This window comes from Vibrio sp. 99-70-13A1, assembly GCF_013114625.1.
GTDB lineage: Bacteria > Pseudomonadota > Gammaproteobacteria > Enterobacterales > Vibrionaceae > Vibrio.
Genome location: NZ_VTXD01000005.1, coordinates 60,883 through 85,318 on the forward strand (window position 1 = coordinate 60,883; position 24,436 = coordinate 85,318).

36 protein-coding genes are annotated in these 24,436 nt (G+C 41.1%); 20 read left to right on the forward strand and 16 right to left on the reverse strand.

The genetic code is table 11. The annotated features are described in order from the left end of the window. Positions 1-37: 37 nt before the first annotated feature. The 13 genes from F0226_RS05740 to F0226_RS22415 all read left to right on the forward strand — a co-directional run bounded on the left by F0226_RS05740 (position 38) and on the right by F0226_RS22415 (position 6,706). Positions 38-175 (forward strand): hypothetical protein, encoded by a 138-nt coding sequence (locus tag F0226_RS05740; RefSeq protein ID WP_171734753.1) that lies wholly within the window; start codon positions 38-40, stop codon positions 173-175. Positions 176-177: 2 nt separating this feature from the next. Beyond that, positions 178-1,014, forward strand: coding sequence for a major capsid protein P2 (locus tag F0226_RS05745; protein WP_171734754.1), 837 nt, complete (start codon positions 178-180; stop codon positions 1,012-1,014). Between the two features lie 8 nt (positions 1,015-1,022). After that, a complete protein-coding gene (locus F0226_RS05750; RefSeq protein ID WP_171734755.1) occupies positions 1,023-1,352 on the forward strand; it encodes a hypothetical protein in 330 nt (109 codons plus the stop codon). A 1-nt stretch (position 1,353) separates the two neighbouring features. Beyond that, the gene (locus tag F0226_RS05755; RefSeq protein WP_171734756.1) at positions 1,354-1,500 is read left to right on the forward strand and encodes a hypothetical protein; all 147 of its coding nucleotides are present in this window, start codon (positions 1,354-1,356) and stop codon (positions 1,498-1,500) included. Continuing rightward, complete coding sequence (locus F0226_RS05760) at positions 1,501-1,716, forward strand: hypothetical protein (protein ID WP_171734757.1); 216 nt, start codon at positions 1,501-1,503, stop codon at positions 1,714-1,716. After that, complete coding sequence (locus F0226_RS05765) at positions 1,713-2,084, forward strand: DNAase (RefSeq protein ID WP_171734758.1); 372 nt, start codon at positions 1,713-1,715, stop codon at positions 2,082-2,084. The genes F0226_RS05760 and F0226_RS05765 overlap by 4 nt, the downstream gene beginning before the upstream one ends. A gap of 2 nt (positions 2,085-2,086) precedes the next feature. Continuing rightward, positions 2,087-2,536 carry a chemotaxis protein gene (locus tag F0226_RS05770; RefSeq protein ID WP_171734759.1) on the forward strand — a complete coding sequence of 150 codons (450 nt, stop codon included), beginning with the start codon at positions 2,087-2,089 and terminating at the stop codon, positions 2,534-2,536. Beyond that, positions 2,536-3,219 (forward strand): hypothetical protein, encoded by a 684-nt coding sequence (locus tag F0226_RS05775; protein ID WP_171734760.1) that lies wholly within the window; start codon positions 2,536-2,538, stop codon positions 3,217-3,219. The genes F0226_RS05770 and F0226_RS05775 overlap by 1 nt, the downstream gene beginning before the upstream one ends. 8 nt (positions 3,220-3,227) lie before the next feature. Further along, complete coding sequence (locus F0226_RS05780; RefSeq protein WP_171734761.1) at positions 3,228-4,031, forward strand: hypothetical protein; 804 nt, start codon at positions 3,228-3,230, stop codon at positions 4,029-4,031. Between the two features lie 2 nt (positions 4,032-4,033). Further along, a complete protein-coding gene (locus tag F0226_RS05785; RefSeq protein WP_171734762.1) occupies positions 4,034-4,489 on the forward strand; it encodes a structural protein in 456 nt (151 codons plus the stop codon). Positions 4,490-4,502: 13 nt separating this feature from the next. After that, entirely contained in the window at positions 4,503-4,730 is a 228-nt protein-coding gene (locus tag F0226_RS05790; protein WP_171734846.1) for a hypothetical protein, read from the forward strand. Next, complete coding sequence (locus F0226_RS05795) at positions 4,711-4,896, forward strand: hypothetical protein (protein ID WP_171734763.1); 186 nt, start codon at positions 4,711-4,713, stop codon at positions 4,894-4,896. The genes F0226_RS05790 and F0226_RS05795 overlap by 20 nt, the downstream gene beginning before the upstream one ends. 298 nt (positions 4,897-5,194) lie before the next feature. After that, positions 5,195-6,706 carry a hypothetical protein gene (locus tag F0226_RS22415; protein WP_216606558.1) on the forward strand — a complete coding sequence of 504 codons (1,512 nt, stop codon included), beginning with the start codon at positions 5,195-5,197 and terminating at the stop codon, positions 6,704-6,706. Between the two features lie 35 nt (positions 6,707-6,741). Here F0226_RS22415 and F0226_RS05805 read toward each other — a convergent pair whose 3' ends face one another. After that, complete coding sequence (locus F0226_RS05805) at positions 6,742-7,170, reverse strand: phage protein (protein ID WP_171734764.1); 429 nt, start codon at positions 7,168-7,170, stop codon at positions 6,742-6,744. 361 nt (positions 7,171-7,531) lie between these two features. Here F0226_RS05805 and F0226_RS05810 point away from each other — a divergent pair, with 361 nt between their 5' ends. Then, complete coding sequence (locus F0226_RS05810; protein WP_171734765.1) at positions 7,532-7,900, forward strand: phage protein; 369 nt, start codon at positions 7,532-7,534, stop codon at positions 7,898-7,900. A 46-nt stretch (positions 7,901-7,946) separates the two neighbouring features. On the opposite strand, the gene dcm is transcribed toward F0226_RS05810, so the two are convergent. The 12 genes from dcm to F0226_RS05870 all read right to left on the reverse strand — a co-directional run bounded on the left by dcm (position 7,947) and on the right by F0226_RS05870 (position 16,302). Continuing rightward, the gene (dcm, locus tag F0226_RS05815; RefSeq protein ID WP_171734766.1) at positions 7,947-9,122 is read right to left on the reverse strand and encodes a DNA (cytosine-5-)-methyltransferase; all 1,176 of its coding nucleotides are present in this window, start codon (positions 9,120-9,122) and stop codon (positions 7,947-7,949) included. Between the two features lie 2 nt (positions 9,123-9,124). Next, on the reverse strand, positions 9,125-9,679 hold the full coding sequence (locus F0226_RS05820; RefSeq protein WP_171734767.1) for a hypothetical protein: 555 nt from the start codon (positions 9,677-9,679) through the stop codon (positions 9,125-9,127). Next, positions 9,672-9,905: a helix-turn-helix transcriptional regulator gene (locus tag F0226_RS05825; RefSeq protein WP_145568455.1), complete on the reverse strand. Its 234-nt coding sequence runs from the start codon at positions 9,903-9,905 to the stop codon at positions 9,672-9,674. The genes F0226_RS05820 and F0226_RS05825 overlap by 8 nt, the downstream gene beginning before the upstream one ends. 449 nt (positions 9,906-10,354) lie before the next feature. After that, positions 10,355-11,500: a zonular occludens toxin domain-containing protein gene (locus F0226_RS05830; RefSeq protein WP_171734768.1), complete on the reverse strand. Its 1,146-nt coding sequence runs from the start codon at positions 11,498-11,500 to the stop codon at positions 10,355-10,357. Beyond that, complete coding sequence (locus F0226_RS05835; RefSeq protein ID WP_171734769.1) at positions 11,497-11,811, reverse strand: DUF2523 family protein; 315 nt, start codon at positions 11,809-11,811, stop codon at positions 11,497-11,499. The genes F0226_RS05830 and F0226_RS05835 overlap by 4 nt, the downstream gene beginning before the upstream one ends. Before the next feature lies 1 nt (position 11,812). After that, entirely contained in the window at positions 11,813-13,441 is a 1,629-nt protein-coding gene (locus F0226_RS05840) for a hypothetical protein (protein WP_171734770.1), read from the reverse strand. Between the two features lie 135 nt (positions 13,442-13,576). Next, positions 13,577-13,816 carry a phage coat protein gene (locus F0226_RS05845; protein ID WP_171734710.1) on the reverse strand — a complete coding sequence of 80 codons (240 nt, stop codon included), beginning with the start codon at positions 13,814-13,816 and terminating at the stop codon, positions 13,577-13,579. 11 nt (positions 13,817-13,827) lie between these two features. Continuing rightward, positions 13,828-14,073: a single-stranded DNA-binding protein gene (locus F0226_RS05850; protein ID WP_171734771.1), complete on the reverse strand. Its 246-nt coding sequence runs from the start codon at positions 14,071-14,073 to the stop codon at positions 13,828-13,830. A 9-nt stretch (positions 14,074-14,082) separates the two neighbouring features. After that, positions 14,083-14,421 carry a DUF1293 family protein gene (locus F0226_RS05855; RefSeq protein ID WP_171734772.1) on the reverse strand — a complete coding sequence of 113 codons (339 nt, stop codon included), beginning with the start codon at positions 14,419-14,421 and terminating at the stop codon, positions 14,083-14,085. Beyond that, on the reverse strand, positions 14,409-15,521 hold the full coding sequence (locus F0226_RS05860) for a replication initiation factor domain-containing protein (protein ID WP_137373237.1): 1,113 nt from the start codon (positions 15,519-15,521) through the stop codon (positions 14,409-14,411). The genes F0226_RS05855 and F0226_RS05860 overlap by 13 nt, the downstream gene beginning before the upstream one ends. After that, positions 15,511-15,711 (reverse strand): hypothetical protein, encoded by a 201-nt coding sequence (locus F0226_RS05865; RefSeq protein ID WP_137373236.1) that lies wholly within the window; start codon positions 15,709-15,711, stop codon positions 15,511-15,513. Before F0226_RS05865 ends, F0226_RS05860 begins: the two co-directional genes overlap by 11 nt. Before the next feature lie 3 nt (positions 15,712-15,714). After that, a complete protein-coding gene (locus tag F0226_RS05870) occupies positions 15,715-16,302 on the reverse strand; it encodes a 3'-5' exonuclease (protein WP_171734773.1) in 588 nt (195 codons plus the stop codon). 212 nt (positions 16,303-16,514) lie between these two features. Between F0226_RS05870 and F0226_RS05875 the strand changes: the two genes are divergently transcribed. Continuing rightward, the gene (locus tag F0226_RS05875; protein ID WP_171734774.1) at positions 16,515-16,883 is read left to right on the forward strand and encodes a DUF3693 domain-containing protein; all 369 of its coding nucleotides are present in this window, start codon (positions 16,515-16,517) and stop codon (positions 16,881-16,883) included. A gap of 149 nt (positions 16,884-17,032) precedes the next feature. Here the strand turns inward: F0226_RS05875 and F0226_RS05880 are convergent, their stop codons facing one another. From F0226_RS05880 to F0226_RS05890, 3 genes are all read right to left on the reverse strand, one after another. Continuing rightward, positions 17,033-18,754 carry a response regulator gene (locus F0226_RS05880; RefSeq protein ID WP_171734775.1) on the reverse strand — a complete coding sequence of 574 codons (1,722 nt, stop codon included), beginning with the start codon at positions 18,752-18,754 and terminating at the stop codon, positions 17,033-17,035. Continuing rightward, positions 18,754-19,938 (reverse strand): FIST N-terminal domain-containing protein, encoded by a 1,185-nt coding sequence (locus tag F0226_RS05885; protein WP_171734776.1) that lies wholly within the window; start codon positions 19,936-19,938, stop codon positions 18,754-18,756. Before F0226_RS05885 ends, F0226_RS05880 begins: the two co-directional genes overlap by 1 nt. Before the next feature lie 72 nt (positions 19,939-20,010). After that, on the reverse strand, positions 20,011-20,391 hold the full coding sequence (locus F0226_RS05890; protein ID WP_171734777.1) for a hypothetical protein: 381 nt from the start codon (positions 20,389-20,391) through the stop codon (positions 20,011-20,013). Positions 20,392-20,647: 256 nt separating this feature from the next. On the opposite strand from F0226_RS05890, the gene ccoN reads away from it, so the two are divergent. The 5 genes from ccoN to F0226_RS05915 all read left to right on the forward strand — a co-directional run bounded on the left by ccoN (position 20,648) and on the right by F0226_RS05915 (position 24,436). Beyond that, the gene (gene ccoN / locus F0226_RS05895) at positions 20,648-22,075 is read left to right on the forward strand and encodes a cytochrome-c oxidase, cbb3-type subunit I (protein ID WP_167494026.1); all 1,428 of its coding nucleotides are present in this window, start codon (positions 20,648-20,650) and stop codon (positions 22,073-22,075) included. 12 nt (positions 22,076-22,087) lie between these two features. Next, on the forward strand, positions 22,088-22,708 hold the full coding sequence (gene ccoO, locus F0226_RS05900; RefSeq protein WP_137373229.1) for a cytochrome-c oxidase, cbb3-type subunit II: 621 nt from the start codon (positions 22,088-22,090) through the stop codon (positions 22,706-22,708). A 9-nt stretch (positions 22,709-22,717) separates the two neighbouring features. Beyond that, a complete protein-coding gene (locus F0226_RS05905) occupies positions 22,718-22,894 on the forward strand; it encodes a CcoQ/FixQ family Cbb3-type cytochrome c oxidase assembly chaperone (protein WP_171734778.1) in 177 nt (58 codons plus the stop codon). Continuing rightward, entirely contained in the window at positions 22,894-23,868 is a 975-nt protein-coding gene (ccoP, locus tag F0226_RS05910) for a cytochrome-c oxidase, cbb3-type subunit III (protein ID WP_171734779.1), read from the forward strand. Before F0226_RS05905 ends, ccoP begins: the two co-directional genes overlap by 1 nt. An 88-nt stretch (positions 23,869-23,956) precedes the next feature. Further along, entirely contained in the window at positions 23,957-24,436 is a 480-nt protein-coding gene (locus F0226_RS05915) for a FixH family protein (RefSeq protein ID WP_171734780.1), read from the forward strand.

The following is a 24,436-nucleotide window of genomic DNA, read 5'->3' on the forward strand; positions in this document are numbered from 1 at the left end:
AGCCGTTCCTAACACATCAACCAAATGGAAAGGCTACATGAAACTATCAAAAAGCACTGTTGTACCCATGCTAGTGACGGCAACGTTAACACTGGCAATTTTGGCGACCATCAACAACGTGTCGGCGCTCGGCGTGGTGAAAGACACGGTTAATGGTAATAAGGGGTGGTTCTAATTATGGAAATGATGACGACTCCTTTTAACCCGCGTCCTCGCGAACTTGACCCTGTTGAAGGTGTGAATTGGGGCAACCAAGCCACATTACGCATTGTGACGGGTCCTACTTACCAAAACATTGAGTTAGTGACCGACATTCTTGACCCTGCCGACATTGAGCGCGTGACGCTGAAGTTAAACGGTAAAGAAATCATCGGCGTGACTGGTCAGGACTTGGTGGACTTCCAAGAGCACCGCAAACAATTCACTCAAGCTGGACGTTACATCATTCCGTTTTCTGATTTATCACTGCGCACCAAAGCGGGCGTTCGTACTGGCGAACTGGTCACGCTGCAAGGTGAAATCTGGATGGTTTACATTCAGCTGAAAGCCAAAGCCGCTGGCATTAACGCGCCAAGCATCAAAGCTCGCGCTCATACGACTGCCGCGCAATCTCGCCGTATTTACTTACCGCGTCTTTACTCGCTGACTTGGTTTGCTGCCGCAGCTGGTCGAACGCCGTTTGATTTTGCCGAGCGTTCGCCGTTCTTATCACTCAAGCGTATTCACTTTAAAGACCCAACGATTGAACGTGTCCGTGTGATGCGTGATGAGCGCGAAGAAATCAACGTATCAAAAGTCGATAACGCCTTTGACTTGGCGATTGCTGGTCTTGAGCAAAACAAAGATTGGTTCACGCTCGATTTCATTCGCACAGGTTTTGGTGTGGAAGGTCGTTTGCCAACGAACGCCGCCAACCAACTTCAATTTGAGTTAGATAAATCCAGCTCAGGCAGCGTGTCTGTGATTATCGAAGCCATTGAACAAGTGGGCGAGATTAACCCGCAAGCGGCATAGGTGAATCTATGGATTGGTTTAACAATTTACTGGAAACGGGCGGCGAGCTGATTGGCGGCGCGGTCGATGCAGTGGGCGAAATTGCCAGCGATGCCATTGGCGATGCGGGTGATTTGGTGAGTTCGGTACTCGATAACAAGCTTCAACAAGAAGCCAACCGCGCGGTGTCGTCAGACCCTAGCGCGCATCGAGCACTGATAAATCAATATCAGCAACCTAATGGCGATGTGGTGTATCCATCACAATCTCAGCCTAACTATGTGCTGTATGCCTCCATCGGTGGTGGCTTCCTAATCTTGGCGGGTGCGGTTTACCTAGCCATGAAAAAAGGGGGTTAACGTGCCATTAGTATTGATTCCGATTGCACTGGCGGGCGGCTTAGGTGTTTGGGGCGGCTTTGCCATCAGTGAAGGGACGAAACGCCTTTCATGGTTAATGGCGCTGGCGCTGTTTGCCTTTGGTCTATTCAAAATGGGAGTGATTTAGATGCTACCAGGTCTAGGGGCTTTATCGAATAGCGGCTCAATGCCAATCACGGGTGGCGCGGCTACCGCGACCGCCACCAATACTACTCACGCAGGGCAAAACGTGGGCGGGATTAACATGGGGGCAAGCAATCGCGGCGGCAGCCCGGTGAGCCCCATGCTGATTGTTGGGGTGGTTGTGGTGCTGATTGGCGCAGTGGTGGTACTCAAAAAATGATTGAATTGGTTTCTGATAATCCCAACGCGTTAAAGCGTTTAAGAGTGGCGTTTCGCGCTTGCCCTAAAGACTTTGACCTTCTGAAAAGTGAAGTGAAAGCGGGGCGTGTCAGCGTTTACGAACTCACTGGCGATAGTTACCGCGTCACCGTGGCGGGTGAAATTGACGGCGATTCTTACTTCTTATGGGGCGTATCAGGTCGTGGGGTTATTCCTGCTATGCGAGAACTCAAAGTCTACGTCAAAGAATGCGGCTTAACGTCCATCAGCGCAGAAACCTATTTTCCTTTGGTGGCAAAACTATGTCGCCGCTTGAGTACTGAGGAAACGGAGCGCGGGGAAGTGACGCGCATGGAAATGAGAGTGTAATCATGGGCGGTAAGTCTAAATCGAGTAACACAACACACACCACCAATGTCAGCGGTCAGAATGCCATTAGTGGTGACAACTTAGGGACAGCCATCAGTGGGGTGAATGGCTCAACCATCAATGTGCAAGCGACTGACCACGGCGCAGTAGAAGGGGCATTAATGCTCGGCGGTGAAATTGTTCACGTTGCTAACGCCATGCATCAAACCAATACCCAATTTGCCAGCGGTGTCCTTGAAGAGTTCAGCACCTCCAATAGCGAAAACTTACAAATGATGGCGGGATTGGCCGGTAACCAAGCCGCGCAAAATACCCAAAGCCTCAATGCGGTGATGGAGCTTGCCAAATTCAACCAAGACGGCGGACAAACCAAGCAAAGTGAGTTGAATCTCTACTTATTGATGTTTGTTGCCATGGTCTTGGGCTTTGTCACTTATAAGGCGGTGCGCTAATGGAATTAACACTCATCGAAGGGCAACGAATCCCCGTCACGCTTGACTCTGAATGGATTTTCATCGAGCAAGCTGAAGGGAAAATCAGCGTTGAAATTGAAGCTACAGGTGAGGTTTTTACCCTACCTGTAAAATCACTGTATAAATATACAGGTGCGCGATTTGGACGAATTTTCATATCTGGCATTGGTCGCTTGGTGTTTGAGCATGGCGTGGGCACCTTCACGCCGCCAATTGAAGGGCAAGCCGTCACAGTCAGCACCATGCCAGCGGTTCAACTTGCTGCCAATCAACAAATCAAAGCCTTGATTGAGGCTTTGCCGTTAATTGGTTTACAGCCTGACCAGCGCATCCATGTAGACAGCGTACCGGAATTGATACTCGCGGCAGGTCAGCGCGTGGCGATTGATTCCATGCCCGTAATGCGCATGGCATCGAATCAAGTGATTGGCTTTCAAGCCTCCAACATGTTGGCAAGCCAAAAACAGGTGATGCCGTTTTCACTGCCTAGAAACAATGACCGCCGCAACTTGGTGCTATCCGCGCCGAAAAGTAATGTCGGGGTGATTGTGGTCAATGGCGGTTATGAGTTGGAAGCGGGCGAAAAGCTAGAACTGGCAACGCGAGAAGCGGTGACGTTTACCGGTGATGCCACCGACCATATCAGCATTATTGAAGTGTGAGACAACCAATGAACCCAATTATTGACAACATGCCGCAAGGCAATGAGCGCAACAAAATCGAATATCTGGCAAACCTTATTGAGAGTTTGAAAGAAACCGTGGCTACGGTGCAGATAATTCCCAAGCTGCCCGAGCATCCCATCGTGTCAACTGACGATGACGCTATCGTATATTTTAATACCACCGATAAACACTTCTATGGGTTTAACGGCGCAGATTGGCGACAGCTGGATAACGAACCTTTACCCATGGCGGCGCGTTACTTATGGGCAACCAGTTACTTTCAACTGAAAACCAAAGGGCGAATTTATCGAAATGATGAAATCTCGTTTTCCTTCCAAGCGCCGAGCGCCAATGAATTTTATTGCGCCGCCGATGAACTGCTAATCATGTCGCCAAATATCACGATTTTACGTGATGGTGCTTTATATGGTTCGCAAGTGGGGAATCTTGCCGAAACCACGCCCAATACTATTTGGTATCAAACGGGGCGCGAGATTATTTACCTTGATGGCGTGGAATTCCCATCAGGTAGCGTGCTGCCGACCGATGGGAAAGAACACACGTTTTTATATCGCTACATTAAAAACCCAGACCGCCCACTGGCTGACGACCATTTGGATTATTGGGATACGCAATATTCATTGATGCGCGTGAACATTAAGGCGTGGGACTTACGTTACAACACCCGAGACATGCAGCACCATTTCCCAATGGATGAAGAATCAGGAAGCGCCATTAAAAACGCCGCTCACCCTGACGGCACGCAAGACAGTGCGATTCAGCTATTTGTGGCAGAGAACTGGAGCTAACCATGCGCTTGTACTTACTCATTTTCGTTCTATTTGGAGGGTTCTTATTCGTCATGACTAAGAAAACGATTCGCGGTATCCGCAACAATAACCCGCTGAACATTCGCAAAGGCAATGATTGGCAAGGTGAAAGCTCATTCTCTAAAGATGCGGCTTTTGAAACATTCAGCCATCACAAGTTTGGCTTTCGAGCTGGCGCGAAAGTGATGCGAAATTATCAACGGCTGCACGGGCTCGACAACCTAGCCGAAATGATTAACCGCTTTGCGCCGCCAGTGGAAAACGACACCAAGAACTATGCGCAGTTCGTGGCAAAACAGGTCGGCGTAGGCGTCAACGAATCCATTAACTTGCAAGATGATGAACTTCTGGCTGACGTGCTTCACGCCATGTCGATTATGGAAGTGGGTCGCCATTACTCACGCGCTGACGCCATGCAGGGCGTAAAGTTAGCATAAGGAAAGCAACATGATATTTGAGAAATCAACCTTTAAAGGCTTGGCGCTATTGGGTTCAGTGGTTGCCGCTGCCACAGGTTACGGGCATTTAATTAGTGTGGAAGTGACCGAAACGGGTGTTAACTTTGGTGGTGCAATTGGTCTAGCAATTCCCGCAGTCCTTGGCGCATGGGAAGCACTGCCAGACGCATGGAAACCAGAAAAAAGAGCAGGGGATTTGTATGGAAAGCGCGATATTTAGCGCCTTGAGTGATTGGGGTTTTTCGCCTCAGTTTCTCGCGCTGGCGGGCTTGATGGTGGTGAACCTACGTAATCAAAACCGTATTATCACTGAAATCACCAAAGGCATGAGAAACGTATCAGACCGCGTATTAATTCTGGAAACCAAACAGAATGAAAGCGCCTAGCCTGTAAAGCCGTGCTGATAAAGGGCGAGGGCATGCGAGTGGATTCAAACCCTACCTATTAATGATTTACACATCATTCACCATGCTGATAGGTTGGTTTTGATTCGTATTATCCTTGTTAGCATTAATGTATCAGTGCGACTTTGCTTGCTGCACTGGAAACCAAAAGCCGAACCCCTAGGGGTTCGGCTTTTTATTTGAGGGCATCCTCAACTTATAAACAAAGTTGAATATAGGGATTGTAAAGTGACAAATAGACACAATATATCAATGGTCTAAATAAATTTGGTGTGTACATATGAACTACCTCAAAGGAAGTGCTGAAGAAAGACTAGAAAGAAAAATCAAAGAAGAGAAAGAGCACCTTTGGAAAGATGTTATTTCTCTTAAAGAGACGTTAAAACACGTTCAAGAGTCTTTGGCACTTCTAGAAAAATCCGCTCCAGAACATTTCAAAAAGGTAATCGGCGCTAGAAACTCGGTTTCAAATATAAGAAATAAATCAGAAAAACAATTAGAAGAAATTCAAGAGATTGTAATTGCATCCGAAGAAGGAAAAAGCTTCATTAGCCAAATGAAGGCTGAGATTGGTGAGTGGCACCATGAAATAGATGTTTTCCATGGTGATTCAAGTTTGGCTGCAGAAGCTATTGTAAAGAGCCATATAGAGTTCGAAGAAAAAAAAGAAGCTATTGAAGTAACATTACACGAATTATCTGGCTTGGTTGATGAAAGACTAGCGCTATCTGAGAAGCTTTCTACGATTTCTGAACAAGTAGAGGCATCAGAATCACTATCCAAGCGATTAAAGAGCCTTTTAAGCAACGCTACGAATGAGCGAAACGAAATTTTAGAGGTATACAAAGAAATATTTGGTTATACGTTTGAGAATGAGGAAGGTGAAGAAAAAGTCGTAGTAGGACTCCAAAAAGCTCTTGATTCAAGCTACCTAAAAATTAAAGAAGACCTAGGTGGATTGAGTTCCTCTGTAGCTAAGGCAAAACAAACTCAGGAACAGACTCTTAAGTCTTATGAGGAAGATTTCAAATTAAAAACTGCTGAATTTATTGAAACTGCTGAAGCGCAAAAAGAAGGGATATTAGAAAAAATCTCATCGCTACTCCCTTCCGCTATGACCGCAGGGTTATCAGCTGCATATGCAGATAAAATTAAAGTAGAACAAGAGCAGCTAAAGAAACATGACCGTTCATTTATGTTTTCAATAATAGGGCTCATAATATGCTCATCCGTTCCCGTTATATTCACGCTGGTACGCGTGGTGGCATTTAGAGAAGACTTCGCTCAAGTATTCAAAGAGGCTCCAAGTTTATTTTCAATGATGCTCCCTTTGTACACACCAATTCTATGGGTAGCATATTCATCAAATAAAAATTACAAACTCAGTAAAAGGTTAATTGAGGAATACACCCACAAAGAGGTTTCAAGTAGAACTTTTGAAGGGCTCTCGACGCAAATATCTCGAATCGGTGAAGATGATACCAGTGGAGAGCTTAGAACGAGGCTTTTATTCAATTTACTTCAAGTTAACAGTGAGAACCCAGGCAAGCTAATTTCTGACTATAATAATTCAGACCACCCGATAATTGACGCAATAGATAAAAGCTCGAAACTAGCTGACGCAATCAAGAAGCTAGATAATGTTCCAGTTGTCGGTCAGCTGTTAAAGCACATGAGCGCTAAAGAGCAAGAAAAAATAGATGAAAAAACAAGAGAGGCTGAAATCCTGTTAAGCACTCAACTGAGTGAGCGAAATAAAAATCAGGACACACAAAGTAAACTTGATAGCTAAACCTAAATAGCCCGCAATTAGCGGGCTTTTTATATCTATTTAAACTTGTGCTTACTTGGAACCCAAGGGGCGGATTTCATTCTTCGACCACCACGAAATGGGAGCAGATTTTTCTTAGCGGGCTGCATGATTGGGTTATCAATGTGACCGTATAACTCAACAAATTGGCGATGTTCATCGCGCCAATACACAAAACTCTCCAATTCTTTAGGGCTGAACTCGCGACCACTAGGCGTGATAAGGATTCCGCGCTCCTCATTAATTCGAAAACCACGCCACCTAATATCGTTAGGTAAATAGCCTAATGATTTTATCAATAGGAGCTTTTCAGCCATTGGATTGACCGGAATTATACCTTTAAGCCATCGGCGAACTGTCTCATCAGAAACGTGAAAGTAGTCCGCACCAGATTGAACTGTGTCGAACTGCCGCCAGTAAAGTGTTTTGAATGACTCATGAAACATTGAAGTACCTCACATTATTGACAACTGAGTAAAATTTATTTTTAGTGTTTTTCGGCTGTTTTAAGGTGATTTAGGGGGTAAAACAACGCCCACATTATGTGGATGGAGGGTTAAAAGCCTAAAAATCGCCAGTGACAAAAACGAGCGACTCAGACGATAACGGGTTGATTTTAAAATAAAAAATGAGATAAACATAATTTCGGCTTACTTATCAATAACTTAACAATGTGACATTTAAAGTTTTTCTAACGATTTCAATATGTTAAATCCGCAATGCCCCAGTGCGTATTATGTCTGTTTATGTTTAATTCCTCACTCATTTATAAAATCATGCAACCTCTTGTATTTAGAGGTTTAATTGATGAAGTACAGCGAAATGAGTAGAAACTATATTTTTCGCGCAATGGAATGCCAAATGACTAAGGAAGAGGTCGCAAAATTGTGTTTTAAATCTGTGAGAACAGTCACAGGATGGGACGAAGGAAAACCGATGCCACCTGAATGTAAAAGGCTTATGAGGATGGCGAAAGGTCGGGAACTGAGTGCCAGTGAAGATTGGGAACAGTTTAAAATGCACTATGATAAATTAGAAACATCTACAGGGCAGCGAGTAACACCGCAACAGATTTTGGCTGGAATCGCATTATTAGAAATACAATCTGAGTTAGAGATAAGGACTTCAACATACTTAATAAGGGTTGCTAGGGCACTGGCTAAAATTATGAGGTAAAAAGAAAGCTCCGAAAGGAGCTTTTTTTAAGCATGTAGCCAAACGACTAACAGCTCTTGTTATCTGATATTTTACACCATGCATTATAAGCCGGTGTAATAATCTCTGTTGCTAAGAACTCTATTACCGGAACACAAACTGCATCACCCATAGCAAAAAAGCCTTTGTTTTGATTTTCTGGCAGTATGAAGCTATCGCGAACCCCTTGTAATCGAGCATACTCTCTAGGAGAAACTAGCCTCACATTCCAATCATTAAATCCTGCTTGAATCAAAATCTGTTTACTAGAACCGCCTCTTGGTGTTCTTAAGCAACCAGCAAGGCCGTCAGTCCTTAATTCAGCCATAGATTGACCTTTTCTCATTCTTCGAAAAACAGTGCCGTACGAGAAATGATTGTTTGAAGTCATTTCTATTAACTTCTCTTGATGCGCTGGACTCATTTGATTGAAAATATGTTCTTTGCGTTCAGAGGACCACCAAAGTTTAGAATCTAGTTCAATCTCTGTTTCTATAATATCAGCTAGTACGGTATCTCGTTGATTGGTTAGAGTTATATCAAAAAGTGCCCAATTTAAAGATTCATCTTTTAAGATTGCGTTTTTGATTTTTGAAGATCTTAATTTTGGTTGCTCATCAAAAATTGCCCACCAGTTATCTAGGATATTTTCATTATCTTTTATTTTCATCACAGAAGGAGCTAAGCTTTTCTCTACTGCAATAACGAACACTCTAGGTCTACTTTGAGGTGTGAAATAAGATGCATCTACTTCGACAATATCAACATAATAATCAAGTTCAGACAGTCGCTTTACAGTATTTACAACGTCTTGACCCTTATGTGATGTAAGAAAGCCTTTCACATTCTCTAATTGAATGATTTGTGGGTGAGCATTACTTTTCTTTTTGTTTTCTACGATAGCTAAAAATGCTTCAAGTGTTCCCGATTCTTTGCCGGCCAAGCCAGCTCTGGCACCGGCTACTGATAAATCAGTACATGGAAATGAAGCTGTGTATAAAAAAGTGCCACCCGGTACGATCACATCATCATCAACAACATCCCATATGTCACCTAAACAAAAATGACTATCGCCATAATTTTCAACGTAAGTATCTTTTTTATCTTGTGAGATATCATTGGCCCAGACACATTCCCATGCGTCGATAGCTAACCCTTCTCGAACAAGCCCAACTCCTGCAAAAAATTCAGCAAAGCTCTTCATATTTAGTTCTTTATTAAGTTAGAAATAATTGCATCATCTCTGAAAACTAGTTTACCGTTTTGTATTTCTAAAATTAGAGTGCCGGTAGCATTCACAAAACCATATGGAATATTCTTCCTGAACCGTTGTCTTCTTTGTTCCGCAGGAACTGATGCATCATAGTTTTGGAAATATAATGGCTCCCAAACATTGAAATATCTAGGTGCCAAAATATGTCCAGGTATAACTCTCACAGTCACATTTTCGTATGTATCAGAATAAGAGCAAAAAAGATGATTGACGATACAATCCTCTTTAAGTTTTTCTACTCCTGTATTCAAGTGGTATTGGTATTCGTAAGACCCGCCTTGTTTAGCTGACTTGACTTCCCAACCATCTAAATCAGCACCTGTTGTGCCTGCTCCAGACCGCTCCACTAACAATGCACCAAATAATTCCCATAAAACTGATTGTACTGAGCCAGCCACTTTAAAATTATGTTTGACTAGTAGAGCAATTTTTTCTTCGTCATAGATATGACGGGAATAAAAATTATAAGCTGTATCTATACTATTCAATGTAACCTCCTATGTTTTTAAGGAGGTCACAAGGCTCTACCGATAGGGCATGTGCAAGCTTTACAATATTCATCAGACTAATATTGCGTTGCCCACGCTCAACAGAGCTAATATAGGTTCTATCAAGACCAGCGATTTCAGCCAGCTTCTCTTGACTTAGACCTAGTTCAGTTCGGCTTTTTAGAACTATTTTTCCAAAAGCTTTTAATACAGAATCTTCTTCCACGAGACCTCCCCAATTTGAGGAAGAATCATGAATTCGTGATGATTATAAGTCTACGGACTATGAGTCACAATGATATGGAAGAAAAAGTGAAACTAGTGCGCTAGCCTGCAACTAGAGCTGGGTTTGCTAGTGCTGATAGAAATGTCGAATTTACCCCCGTGATACAACACGGGGGTTTTTGTTTCGCCGCGAGTTGGGACCCTCCCGACGAAACGGGTCCCTCCCAACTCGCGGCGAGACAAAGCACCGAAAGAATCTACGTTGAAAGTTCTATGGGTTGCTGTAGCAAAAAGCCCCACTAATACTGTGAGGCTCTGCAAGGGTGATCTTGGCAATGAGGCAGGGCGGTGATGTGGTTTCATCTAATAAGCTACGCTTCGCTACTTATCGCTCAACAAGCTGAATTGACCCCTTAGGATTTTCATGTTCGCTTATCCCTGCGGGGCTGGTTATGTACTAAACGGCAAAGCATCACCAAACAAATCAGGCTTCTGATTTTTGTCTACTTCACCACATGTGACAATCTTATCTACACCTTCCCAACTCAATTGGTATACACAGTCCGTTAAGACTTTAAACCCATATCCAATTTGCTGTAACTCTGTTTGGTCAAGCGTAAACAGCTTTGAATTCTTGTCATAGACATCGATATAAATCCGGTAAAACGTCAAATCATCAATAGTTCTGTTGCTTGACCTGTGCCTAATGTATGCGATTTGCTTTGCATAGCCAGCTGCGAAAAAATTGAAAGAACCTAAAGGTCCAAACCACTCCGAACCTGTTGAATCTTTAACTGGAGTTCCATCTGGAATAGCCTCAGGAGCTGGCGTTCCTGACTGTTGCGTAATCTCATGCTTAGTATCTGGAACACTTGGCTGTGTCGGTTTTTTTGGAGTCCAAGCATAAACTGTTATAGATATACCAACGATGAAAAACAAGATCGAACCAATCACCGGCCAACGCTTCCAAAGTGGAACAATGTCAGCAGCCATTGCCTCTGTTACGCTGCTATTTGAAGCTGTATGACTTTTATAAAAAGGAAAGTAAGCCTGTTCATATTTTCGAATGCTAGTGTTTACAGTGTCACCGTTAGCACCACTTAAAACCTTTCTGGTATACGTATTGTTTGAACCTAAAGCCGTATTCTTGGCACACTTATAAGTGACTTCAATCATATCCTTAATGTCTCGATGAATTTTTCTTAAATTCTGAGTAACTAGGATAATGTCCACGCCGTAATGACGATGAAGCGAATACCATTCTAAAATTTCAGTATTCAAACTCCGATTAGGTAAAGTCATATGAGCCTCATCAACTACATACAAAGGACCTTGGCCCTTTTCATTCCTCCATTCATCACTGTAATCAGACACTTTACTAAATGGTCTTTCAACCGAACCAAAATCATTCAGCTGACCATCAATAACAACAATTAAATCTCGAACTTCCTCACCAAGAACCGCAACAAAATGCTCTATCTGTAGAGGTAGATTAGTGATTACCTTACGACCTGACTTTAAAGCTGGAATCACTTGAAAAGCTACGGCTTCATAACTTTTTCCACCACCTGGGCGCCCGACAATTCCATAAATCATGAGCCTAACCTCGTAAACGGAATCAGTTGAAGCAACAATCTAGCAACCAGTGAAGCCAAAATTATCGTCAAACATTGAGGCAACCCAATGGCGGATAACATCCAAGAAACCTCACTGGGAATGGATGTTAGATACTGAGATATATCAATAGGTGCAAAGAAAGAGAAAACCCAATCAACCAAGGTCTGACATAAGCCTAAAACCTCATCCAAAGCCCAAATGAAAACATCCTTAATCATATCTACAAGGCTGATGATTAAACGATATAGAAACTCAATTAGCTTATTAAATAAATCAACAATCCAACCCATGTTAGCCACCTAATATGTTTTTACGTGCCGTAGCAATTGCTGTGAAGATTAAACAAAATCGAACAAAGCCCAATATCCAATCCAAGTTTATATAGTTGGTGATATTGAACTCTCCAAAATCAAGAATTGGAATGGAAAAGTTAGGGCGTTGAGCATTAGATAAATCAAGATTGCCAAATGTATTCACGAAGCCATCAAGAGTGTTTTCTTTGATTTCTTGGAAATGTTTATTAGCCATGCCCGATAAGCCGTCAGGATAGTTTGACGTATAAAAACCAGTACAAGTATCAGACTGGATACAAGTTCCAGAAATACCCGCAGAGCTAGTATCAACGTTAGTTAAACCATCAAGCGAATCACCTATAGATGAAACCTCACCACTTAAATCACGAAAACCTTTTTGAAGTTGAGCAACGTTATCATTATTAGAAGTGTGCACAGCAGACTCAACACCCTGAATTAATTGCTTGGTGTTTTCATAAATATCTATATTTGTTTGCTCTAAACCTACAGTAGCATTCGAATTATTAACTACATTTTGGTTCAAACGCTCTAGTTGATTATTGATGTTTGATTGCGTTTTATTGATATCAATATTTAAGTCGGTCAATGCCTTATTGAAATCGCGATTCATAGAAGTAATTGAGCTAACAACGTCACCATTAGAATCTGGAGTTAAATCAGGTTCAACAACGTCGGGAACTGGATCAACTTCTTCAGGAGGCGTATAAGTCGCAGGGTCACCGCCAGCATCAGGAATATTGCTAGGAGGAGTTACATTACCATCAGGGTCTGTTGGCTCTGTTGGAGTAGTCGGGTCAGTAGGGATGTTATCAAAAGAACCGCCAGAACAAGAGAACTTGCCTGAAGAATCATGCTCACAGTTTGCAGCATCATCAAACTCCGCATCTTCATTGGGGATACCATCACCATCAGTATCTTTTGGACATACAAAAGGTGATTCTACATAAGGTTTTTTACATCCAGCAAAAGGTTCATCGATCTCCTCTTCATCAGGAGGCGTTTCACCACCACAACCACCAAAATACTGACATTGTTCATAATCACCATCGGGTGGGCAATGCTCACCTGTATAAAAGGCATCCCTAACTAAAGAACCATTAACGGCTCTATAACCTTTAAGAGCCTCACATCTTGAGCCTAAAACACAATACAAACGACTTGCTGTAATTGCTAGACCATCATCAGGAACGGGACCACTAGGGAATGGAGCATCATCACCTTTAAGCTCTGCACATTCATCAAGTGGAGGTTCCTCACAAAGACCCTGTTCATTATAAGATGCAGGAGCTTCACATTCAGCAGCAACAAAACTCACATAAGCATCGTCACGTGAATTATAAGTCTTTGAACAATCTGAACCCGTATAAGAAGAACCACTAAACCGAATCCTAGAACCCTTTACTCGCGCATAAGAAAACTTAAACCATTGAGCACCATAACCACCCATACCAGTTAAACAACTGCCTATTAGCTTAGGAGTATAAGCACCAACGGAAGAATAAATTGAACCACTATCAGGCCCGCTGGTCAGCTTAATACCAGAAAGGGCACTAAAAGAAACACTCATCATTAATAAAAACAAAAAAATGTTCTTCTTAATAATCATAAAATTTACCTACAAAAAAAGGGAGCCGAAGCCCCCTTATGTTATTTCATGTTTTGAGCTGCTATGAATCCCGCTAAACCGCCCAAAAGCGTAAAAACTATAAGTTGGAGGTCATGCAGAACAAGCAGCATAACACTAGACTTTATTTACAGTGCGCTTACCAAGAGACACTGATTTAAGCGCCATAGCGATGCCAATAATTAAAACGCCAGCACCAATCACCTTGGCAGTAGTACCCGTTAAATCAATCGCAGCCCAAATATCATCAGTACCTTCAGCACGTGCACCAGCTGAAGCAACAAGCATCAGTGCGCCAACAGCAACTTTAGAATTAACCTTGCTTGCAAATTTCTTAACGCTATTCATTTTTTTCATAATGTATTTCCTTAAATAAGCCTAATGACTTTTAACGCGGCTTTAATGCCATATGTTTGGAGAAAGCCAAATACAAATACAAGAGCAAAACCACCTGCAAAATATGTAGCTATCTCCGATGAAGTTATTTGTGTATATGCCATAAAGTAATCATATTCTTGGGTGCTCATCATGACGTAACCAGAACAAGAAGATACTTCAAACTCAGGAACGACAGCCAAGAAACCATCAGAATTTGGAATGGCGCATACAGGCATAACTAATCCTTATTTCTTCAAACTATTGTCGAAGTGTTTTTTAACTTCTTCATCAACCGGTGCCAGCTTGTTTACCAAAATATCAAGTGGGTCATTTGGGTTTGCACCAAAGCTCAATTCATACTCTCGGTTAGCCACGAACGCGCGGGTTTGGATTAGTTGACGCGCGTAATCCACGTCAATTTTCAGTGCTTGTTTGTTGAAAGGAATGTCAGTCGAAAAACCAATTCCAGTTTGTTGGAATTTTTCATGTTCGACTTCTTCTACTGCACGAAGGACGCAAAGTTCCGCAAATTCCATACCAGATTTAGGGAAACGTTTAATGGCAATACCAGTTATTGTAGGCATATTCTTGACTCCAAAATTTCGATTTTATGTTTAGTGTATTCGTCAGGAACTCCCAACGAGGTTTCAAAGTTTGCTCTGCGATGATGCGTAGGAATTAACAATCCAAACGCTTCACCCAAATCACCTTCAGTCATGGCAACCACTTCAGAAATGGCTTTACCACATTGACGACGAACCCAAGCGATTCGAGCCATAAACTCCAATCCAGCTTTCTTTTTGTTGAGTTCAATTTTCATAGGCTCGGCTGGGTCGATACTGGCTGAAAAGTCACAAAGACCAGCGAACGCAGAAGCGGGCGAGGCGAGTAGTGTTAAATCGCACTTCTTTAATTCCACTTCATTGCGGTACCAAATCACTTCAGGGTCAGAAATGTTTTGCTCGAATTTCTTGTTATAAACGCGCCAGTAAACGGCAGAAGTTCTAGAGCCAACTAACACGGCTTCTTCTGATAATTCACCTGATTGGGAGATGCGCTTATGAGGAACCATTGTTGGCCCGCGTCCACGAGAAGCAGTTCGAAATGCTCCCTCATAAAAACATTTCTCAGCATACTTACAGTCAAAAATTCCTGTGTAGTCATCAACACAAAGATCCAAACGGGCTAGGCGAGTGATACCTAAAAGTGACAGCCACCAATACAGCTTTTTGTGAGTGGTGAACTCGAACAACTTAGAGCAACCAGTGCCATTAATTTGCACGTATACCGTGTCATTGTTGCCACCAACACCAACCAAGCCACATTCAACCGTTCCCGTTGAGTCATAAATGACCATTGAATCTTCATAACCATGTAAGCCGCGGCCACGCATTGGTGATAAACGGAAATTGAAGACCCTAGACATGAAGTCATCAAAGCGATGAGCCAAAACCTTACGGCATTTGTTACGATGTAACTCGATAGATTTGTCGATTGCTTCAGGTGAATTGACGCGACCATCAACACTTAGTTTTTTAAAAACAGGAAACTGCAAGTTGATAAATTCTTGGTCATTAGAACTGTCTAAGTGTTTTAACGAGCCATAAGAAAATGAGAACGCTAGATGATCAACTTGCACAGGACGAATTTCATCATGGTACTTGTGAGGTTTTTTAGATGGCATGGAAAACACCTTTAACTAAAAGCTCTTGATAGTTGTCGTCCGTGATTTCAATAATCTGAAATGACACCATGCCGTAATGAACTTCGATGAACTGAAAGAAGTCACGCTGAGTTTTAAAAAAGTTATGACCCCAAGGAAAGTAAGCATTGATTCCATGGTTCGGTTCATTGTCGAAGTAGATTGAATCCATGAGTTAAGCCTCAGACACTTTAATCTTGGTGTTTACAACTTCAATCAAACGTCTAGTCATTTCACAATCGGCAGTTGCTCGATGCGCTGCTAAATCAGAAACTTCAACACTTTGTTGTGAACAGGCATTAGATAAGGACTGCCACTTAAAAGAGTCGTCATCATTTCGTTCGCCATAGAACTCAGCGTACCAATGCATAACACAATGCGTTTTAGATCCAATTGATTGAAGAAATAAGCGAAAGCTTTCAACAGCATCAGATGATGCACCGGAATATTTGAATGATTGAAACAAGACGCGAATATCAAAAGATTCGTTATAAATAAGTAGAGAGTTGCAAGATGATAAAAGTGATTCGATGGTTGATTTAACTTCTGGAAAAGTAGGTTTACCAATAACATCTTGATAAGTAATGCCATGAATTGCCGATGCATCTGAAGGGATTGGTTTTTCTGGGTCTATCAATGAATTAAAAAGAACTTTACCTGAACTTGCACAGATAAGAGAAATCTCAACAACTTCAGAAAATCTATCGAGACCAGTAGTTTCCGTATCTAGAATAATAACGTTTTGAGTATTCAGCTTTTTCATAACAACCACCATGACTGATTATTGGAATTGACCGACCAAGTGAGCCATTAACGTCAAGGGCAAACAGCCCAGACTTAGCCAGTCAAAATAAAGCCCGTAAACTGAACGAGCATAAATCCGATATGTCGCAACAGTACATGCGATCAATCGCAACTGTAAAGTGCGAAAAATCGGACTTTTCAGGCTATCATTGAGGAATTACGGAGGAAGTTATGTACACGAATGAACTGTTAGATGCCTACAAAAAGGCTCAAAACTACGTACAAGATAAGCAAGTTGCCCATGACTTGGCACTAGAAGCGAATAAGATTAGTAAAATAAGAAAAGGTGTTCGCCAACTTACTGATGAAGAAGCAGTTTTTTTAGCTTCAGGTGCAGGAGTTGACCCAGAGCTAGCATTGCTTGGTTGCCACGCTGACCGCAATGAAAATCCACAGATTAAGCAGTTATGGGAACACATAGCAAAAAAGTACAACGGGCTAGGATTTAGAGCAATATCAATGGCTTGTACAGGATTGGCGCTGGTTGTGGCGACCCCTAATAAAGCACTAGCCAACTGCGTATTATGTATATTATGGTAAATAAGGTTAACCACGATCGAACTCATCATTACTAACCGAGTGGTCTACTCTTTTCCTTGAGTTGAAAATCATATCTATTTAACAGTATTTGCTATTTACCATAAAATACCTAATAAACAGTAAGTTATCTTTCAGATACTGACTGTTTATTAGTGTTTAACTTTATAAATCACATCTCTGATTTCTTGCGTTCTTACAGGTTTTGTAATGAATTCATCCATGCCTGCATTTAAACAAGATGATCGATCTTCTGCGGCCGTATGTGCTGTCAAAGCAATAATGGGAGTTTGAATGTTCTTTTTTCTGATTACTTTTGTTGTTGATAGTCCATCAAGTACAGGCATAGAAACATCCATAAATATTATGTCATATGAAATATTGTTCCTCTCAACAAGTTCAATCGCTTCTTGCCCATTATTAGCAACATAGACTTTATGACCCAACCTACTTAATATTAACTTAATAACCATTTGATTAGTTAAATTGTCCTCAACTACTAAAACGGTATAACAGGTATTACTTCCATCAGAACTCACATTTGTTTGATCATCTCTAGCCGCTGGCTGTAAAACTCTGCTTTTAAGTGGAATATTAATTAAAAACTTCGAACCTACATTTAAAGAACTAAGTACATTTATATTTCCATTCATTAAGTCAACTAAATGCTTTGTTATAGCTAGACCTAAACCTGTTCCACCAAATCTGCGGGTAATGCTGTCATCAGCTTGGATAAATGGATGGAATAATGTCGACTGGTGAGCATCACTTATCCCGATGCCGGTATCTGTAACCTGAATCGAAATTAGTTCAGGCTTGCATGTAATAGTTACTTCAACGGATCCTTTCTCAGTAAACTTAATTGCATTTCCAATCAAATTAAAAAGAATTTGTGCTAAACGGTTTTTATCATAAAAGTAAGCGCTCTCATCAGGCGATTCAAATTCAACGCTAAGAGTTAAACCTTTTTGATGGGCGATGCGTTCTTGCTCCATTGCAACAAATGTTACAGTGTCTCTAATTGATTGCCATGATGGCGATAATGAGAAGTTTCCAGATTCAATTTTAGAAAAGTCTAGAACATCATTAATTATAGAAAGTAATAACTCGGATGATGTCCCCATATTGGTAAGCAAAGAAAGTTGATCGACTCCGAGTTGGGTTGCTTTTAGTGTATCGATTAATCCAATCACAGCATTTAATGGTGTTCGAATCTCATGACTCATCATTGCTAGAAAAGTTGATTTGGCTTTATTTGCCCTTTCCGCTTCCTTTTGAGCTGCTACTAGTTCTTTCGTTCTTGTCTTAATCGTTGCTTCTAAGTGCTCTTTACGCTCTATATCTAATACAGCCCTCTCAATAAGAGGTCTAAAACGATTAAGGGTCATTTTTGTTTCAACACTAAAATGCTTTCCATTGGAGTGGATAAACAAAATAACGGATTGGCTTAATCCGCTATCAATACCTGTGAGTAAAACTGAATTAATTTGGTCTAAGATAAATGCATTAAAACTGTCAAATTCTTTTAACCGTTTTGGCTCAAATAATATAGTGCATTCACCATTAATAACTCTAGAAAACTTCCCATAGTCAATCCATTCTAGATTATCAAAAATTTTATTATTAGTGAGTATTGTTTTAAAAGTTTCACAGCCAACGGGTTTAGAAATAACAATAAAATCTTCAAAGTGAATATACTTTTTTAATACATATTCTAATGTGGCAAAAATTTGGTCTACATTTTTAGCTTTACTTATTCCTGAAATAGTAGACAAGATCGCCCTATTCTCTTCTGCCAGATTAATTTCTCGAAGCCTAGATTTTTCTAGTTCAATTAATACATCTTGCAGATGTTCTGTACTCTGACCAGTCATTACTTCTTTAACCTATAAAATGTCGCAGACGAAACCATTAGGTTGCCATGAGCATGCTCACCACCTAAGAGTCGTCCTTGCTCACCAAATGTGAAAGGACAAATATAAGGTAAACCATCTAATGCTTGATTGATCTGTTCACAAACATCGTTCATATCTTGTTTTAAATGAAGCATTGGACCAGCACAAAATATATTGATCGCCCCTAATTTTTCTTCTAATTCCATATCATTGTAATAAGAAGCATTGATAATGCTAGCCGCTCTACTAATTAACTGTTGCTTACAACCTGACATCAAATAAATAGTATCGTTTTCATTGATATCAGTGAAAAGTTCAATGCCATTATTTTCAGTTTCACGAATTGGATGAGAAAGTTTGAAGTAAGGAAAACTATGTGAAAAACCAACTTTTCGCCCTAATGGGTATACCGTCGCCTTTTCAAAAATATAGCCATCTTCATTATGTCCTAAATGGAAATTGGTCCACTCATCATAAACGGTGGTAGCTGGTCGACCATCAATTTCGAGCATAACTCGATCTTTGGTCTTTGTTACAACACCTGAATATTCAGTTGGCGTATGACCAGAACTTAATGATGTATATATGGACTGTGATGAGAAGAAAGCCGTTAATGAAATACCATTAATCGATGAGGCTTTGTCTGTAAATATACTCCAATTACCAGACACTTTATTATCTGCAGCGCTTCCTCCAATAATAGGGACCGTTGAACCAAACCTTTGATCTATAGCAGCCATTACCTTTTCTTCATTACCGGGCGTGGAATGCAATAATATCAAATCAGGGACTTCACCTTGTCTATTGGCGTTACTCAGAGCCATTGATATTGCTTCATTGGTGCTATCAGACACTGAAGATTTGAAGTCAAAAATACCGGTACCGTAAGCGTTTATCCCAGAATCGTATATGACTAAAAGACCAATTACAGGACCAGAATGAAAACCAGATTCCGTCATTATTCCGTGACAGGTAGTACAACCATGGAAGGGGGTTTCTGGAAAGTATGTCTTTAAGTGCTGCTGAACCAAAGATGTTGAATACTCTTCGGTGCAGTAACAAATTAGGCATGCAACTTGGTTTAATTCAGGTATCGAGGAAATCAATTCATCAATAGCGCAGATTTCGTCTGTTTTATTAGATATTTTTGAGAAAAATTTCATCTTTAAAAAGTATTCATATTCATGGAGTCATATATAACATGTTGTTTAAAACACTTTAGAGATTTTTCTCAATTAATGGTTTTTCTTATTAGCTTTTGTGAAGTGTATTGTCACTGGTGATTTTTGTTGAGGAAATGTAATTTCTATATGGAATTCCTGTGTCTGCGGTGTCAATAGCCAAGTATGTGCATTTTTCTTGACTAGTTTGCCATGCTTTGGAGAGTCAACGTTAAATTCCCCACTTTCAGAAACAACAATCATCAAGCCCGATATATCTTTAGTCAACCTAGCATAGTGGTCATCAATGCTAAATTCGCAGGGTTCCCCTAATATACAATCTAGCGTATCGTTTTCTTTGTATGTTATTGTTCTCCAAGTAAATGCCGCTAATAAAATAGACAACATGATTACAATTTGAACAAGTCTACCTTTTGTTAGCTTCTGGGCTGCCATCTTAATTATTGCTCCTTGTTACAAAGTTCAAAGTTTTTACATAAAAACACAAATCCAGACCAAGCGTAAGGTTACTACTCTGTCATTGATTTGTTAATTCAAGTATAGTGTCGCGTTGAAAATGCCACTTTTTTTTAAAATCAGCAAGTGGAAATAAAGTTCTGAATAGAATGAATTTCTTTTCTGATTTGGTGGCATTACGACGTGAGTCGTGTTGGAAGTAAAGTGTAGTAAATAAGAAATTGGAAGCATGCAAATGAGCCAAGAAAAGCAGCTTGAACAAAACTACAACTATACGGTCGTCCGTCAGTTTACCCTAGTAACCATTTTATGGGGTATTGTCGGTATGGGCGTAGGTGTTTTGATTGCCGCTCAATTAGTTTGGCCACAGCTAAACTTTGATACGCCGTGGTTGACGTACAGTCGTTTACGTCCCCTGCATACTAATGCGGTTATTTTTGCGTTCGGTACAAGCGCACTGTTTGCAACATCATATTATGTTGTGCAGCGTACTTGTCAGACGCGTTTATTTGGTGGTCCTCTTGTCGCCTTCACCTTTTGGGGTTGGCAAGCGATAATTCTGTCCGCTGCAATTACTTTACCTTTGGGTCTTACCTCAGGTAAAGAATACGCAGAACTAGAATGGCCAATCGATATTGCAATCACACTTGTATGGGTGGCTTATGCTGTCGTGTTCTTCGGAACCATGATTAAGCGTAAAACATCTCACATTTATGTTGCGAACTGGTTCTTCGGAGCCTTCATCATCACGGTTGCCGTGTTACACATCGTGAACAGCCTAGCTGTTCCTGTATCTGCTTTTAAATCATACTCGATTTATTCAGGTGCTATCGATGCCATGGTTCAATGGTGGTACGGTCATAATGCGGTAGGCTTCTTATTGACAGCTGGTTTCTTGGGTATGATGTATTACTTCGTACCGAAACAAGCTGAACGCCCTGTTTATTCTTACCGTTTGTCGATTGTTCACTTCTGGGCACTTGTGTCTTTGTACATTTGGGCTGGTCCTCACCACCTTCACTACACTGCACTTCCAGACTGGACTCAATCTCTAGGTATGGTTATGTCTTTGGTTCTGTTTGCTCCATCTTGGGGTGGCATGATCAACGGTATTATGACTCTATCTGGTGCGTGGCATAAGCTTCGCTACGACCCAATCCTACGTTTCCTAATCGTTTCTTTATCATTCTATGGCATGTCGACTTTCGAAGGTCCTATGATGGCAATCAAAACGGTTAACGCATTATCTCACTATACGGACTGGACTATCGGTCACGTTCACTCTGGTGCGTTAGGTTGGGTTGCAATGGTTTCTATTGGTTCTGTATACCACTTAGTTCCTAAGCTGTTCGGTCAAGAGCGTATGTACTCTGTATCACTAATTAATGTTCACTTCTGGTTAGCAACGATTGGTACAGTTTTCTACATTGTAGCTATGTGGATTTCAGGTGTAATGCAAGGTCTAATGTGGCGTGCAGTTAACTCTGACGGTACTTTAACTTACAGCTTTGTAGAGTCTGTTGAAGCATCTTACCCGTTCTACTTTGTACGTTTCTTAGGTGGCTTTATCTTCCTAAGCGGTATGTTCTTAATGGCATACAATACGTACAAAACTGTATCTGCACCTAAAGATAGCCTTAAAGCTATCCAACAGCCGGCATAAGGAGATTAAAGAATGAGTTCAAATTCAAACAATCGCCATGAATTAGTCGAAAAGAACGTTGGCTTGCTGGCTATACTGATTGTTATTGCAATTAGTTTCGGTGCTTTGGTAGAGATTACCCCGCTTATTTTCCAAAAGCAGACAACTGAACCTGTAGAAAACCTACGTGTTTATTCTGCTCTAGAAATGGAAGGTCGAGACATCTACATCCGTGAAGGTTGTAATGTATGTCACAGTCAAATGATTCGTCCTTTCCGCTCTGAAACTGAACGTTACGGTCACTACTCTGTAGCTGGCGAAAGCGTTTGGGAACACCCATTCTTATGGGGTTCTAAGCGTACAGGTCCAGATCTAGCACGTGTTGGTGACCGTTATTCTGATGAATGGCATCGTGTTCATTTAATTGATCCACGTGAACTAGTACCTGAATCAAATATGCCAGGTTTCCCTTGGTTAGCTGAGAACAAGCTTGATGGCAAATTAACACAAAGCAAGCTTGAACTATTCCGCAATCAATTTGGTGTTCCATATACTGATGAGCAGATTGCTAACGCGAAACAAGATGTTGAAGGTAAAACAGAGATGGATGCAATCATCGCTTATCTTCAGTCTCTTGGACACGCAATGAAATAAGGAATAGCTATGGATATTATTACATTTCAAAGCATTTGGACTGTTACTGTTTTTTCTTGCTTCATTGGCATCGTTTGGTGGGCATATGGCAAGAATCGTAAAACACGTTTTGACGAAGACGCGAATCTTGTATTTGCAGACGACGAACCAGCAGTAAGTTCTAAAAATCAAGGAGTGACAAAGTAATGAGTACATTCTGGAGTATCTGGGTTAGTGCAATTACGATTGGTACCCTTATTGGTTGTGCTGTCCTACTTCGTTGGTGTTTCCACGATAAAACAGGTGTTGAATCTGGTAAGGATATGGGACACGAATACGATGGTATTCGTGAACTAAATAATCCTTTACCAAAATGGTGGACATACCTGTTTATCAGCACAATCGTGTTTGCAGCAGTATATCTAGCGCTTTACCCTGGTTTGGGTAACTTTAAAGGTTTACTTGGCTGGACAAGTTCAGACCAAACTATTCGTAGCGTAGAAGAGTCCCGCTCTTCAATTGCGGCATCTCAAGCTAACAAGCAGTTAGATGAATATGCGAAAGAGTTAGATGATGCAAATACCTATTTTGGTGAAGCATTCAAAAAACTTGCGCATAACGATGATGGACTACGTTCTATACCTGAAATAGCTTCAGATTCAGAAGCTATTAAAGTTGGACAACGTTTGTTCTTACAAAACTGTTCTCAATGTCATGGTTCCGATGCTCGTGGTCAGAAAGGTTTCCCTAACCTAACTGATAACGCATGGTTGTATGGTGGTGAGCCACAAGCAATCAAGACAACTATTATGAATGGTCGTATCGGTCAAATGCCAGCATGGAAAGATGCACTAGGTGAGCAAGGCGTTAAAGAAGTAGTTAGCTACACTCTTAGCTTATCTGGTCGTTCAGTAAATGCACGTGAAGCAGAGGCTGGTAAAGCTCGCTTTGTTGTATGTGCTGCGTGTCACGGCACGGATGGTAAAGGTAACCCTGCAGTAGGTGCACCTGACCTAACAGATCGTGATTGGTTATTCGGTGACTCACGTGCTGAAGTAACTGAAACAGTAATGAACGGACGCTCAGGCGTAATGCCAGCTTGGAAAGACATTCTAGGCGAAGATAAAGTTCAACTTGTTTCTGCGTATGTTTGGAGCCTAAGCAACTCTGACAATAAGTAACATTTCAATAACAGCCCCTTTCTAAGGGGCTGTCTTTTCTGTATTTTGTAACACCTCTTCTATTCTTTTTTTCATTGAGATCTTTTTTATGGTAAAGCCTTGGTATAAACAGTTTTGGCCGTGGTTCTTGATTGCCTTGCCTTCAACAGTAGTCATTTGGACAATTCTTACAGTTATTCTATTTACTCAAAACTCCGTCGATTTAGTCACTGAGGATTACTATAAAAAAGGTAAAGGCATTAATATCGATATATCGAAAGTTAATGTGGCAAAAGATCTAGGTCTTTTTGCATCAGTTAGCGAAGAAAGTGACTCCGTAGTGCTTACTTTAAACAAAGGAAGTTTAGAGCATTACCCAGCTTTAAATGCCATGTTTGTCCACCGTACATTGCCCGACCGTGACTTTTCGAAACTGCTTACAGCAGATGCAAAAGGCAACTATCGTCTGATTCTAGAAAATGATATTCAAGGTCCTTGGTTTATAGAACTGAGCCCTCATAATTCAGAATGGCTTATACAAGGTCGTATTACATTCCCTCTTGAAACACCAACTCGACTAATGAACTAA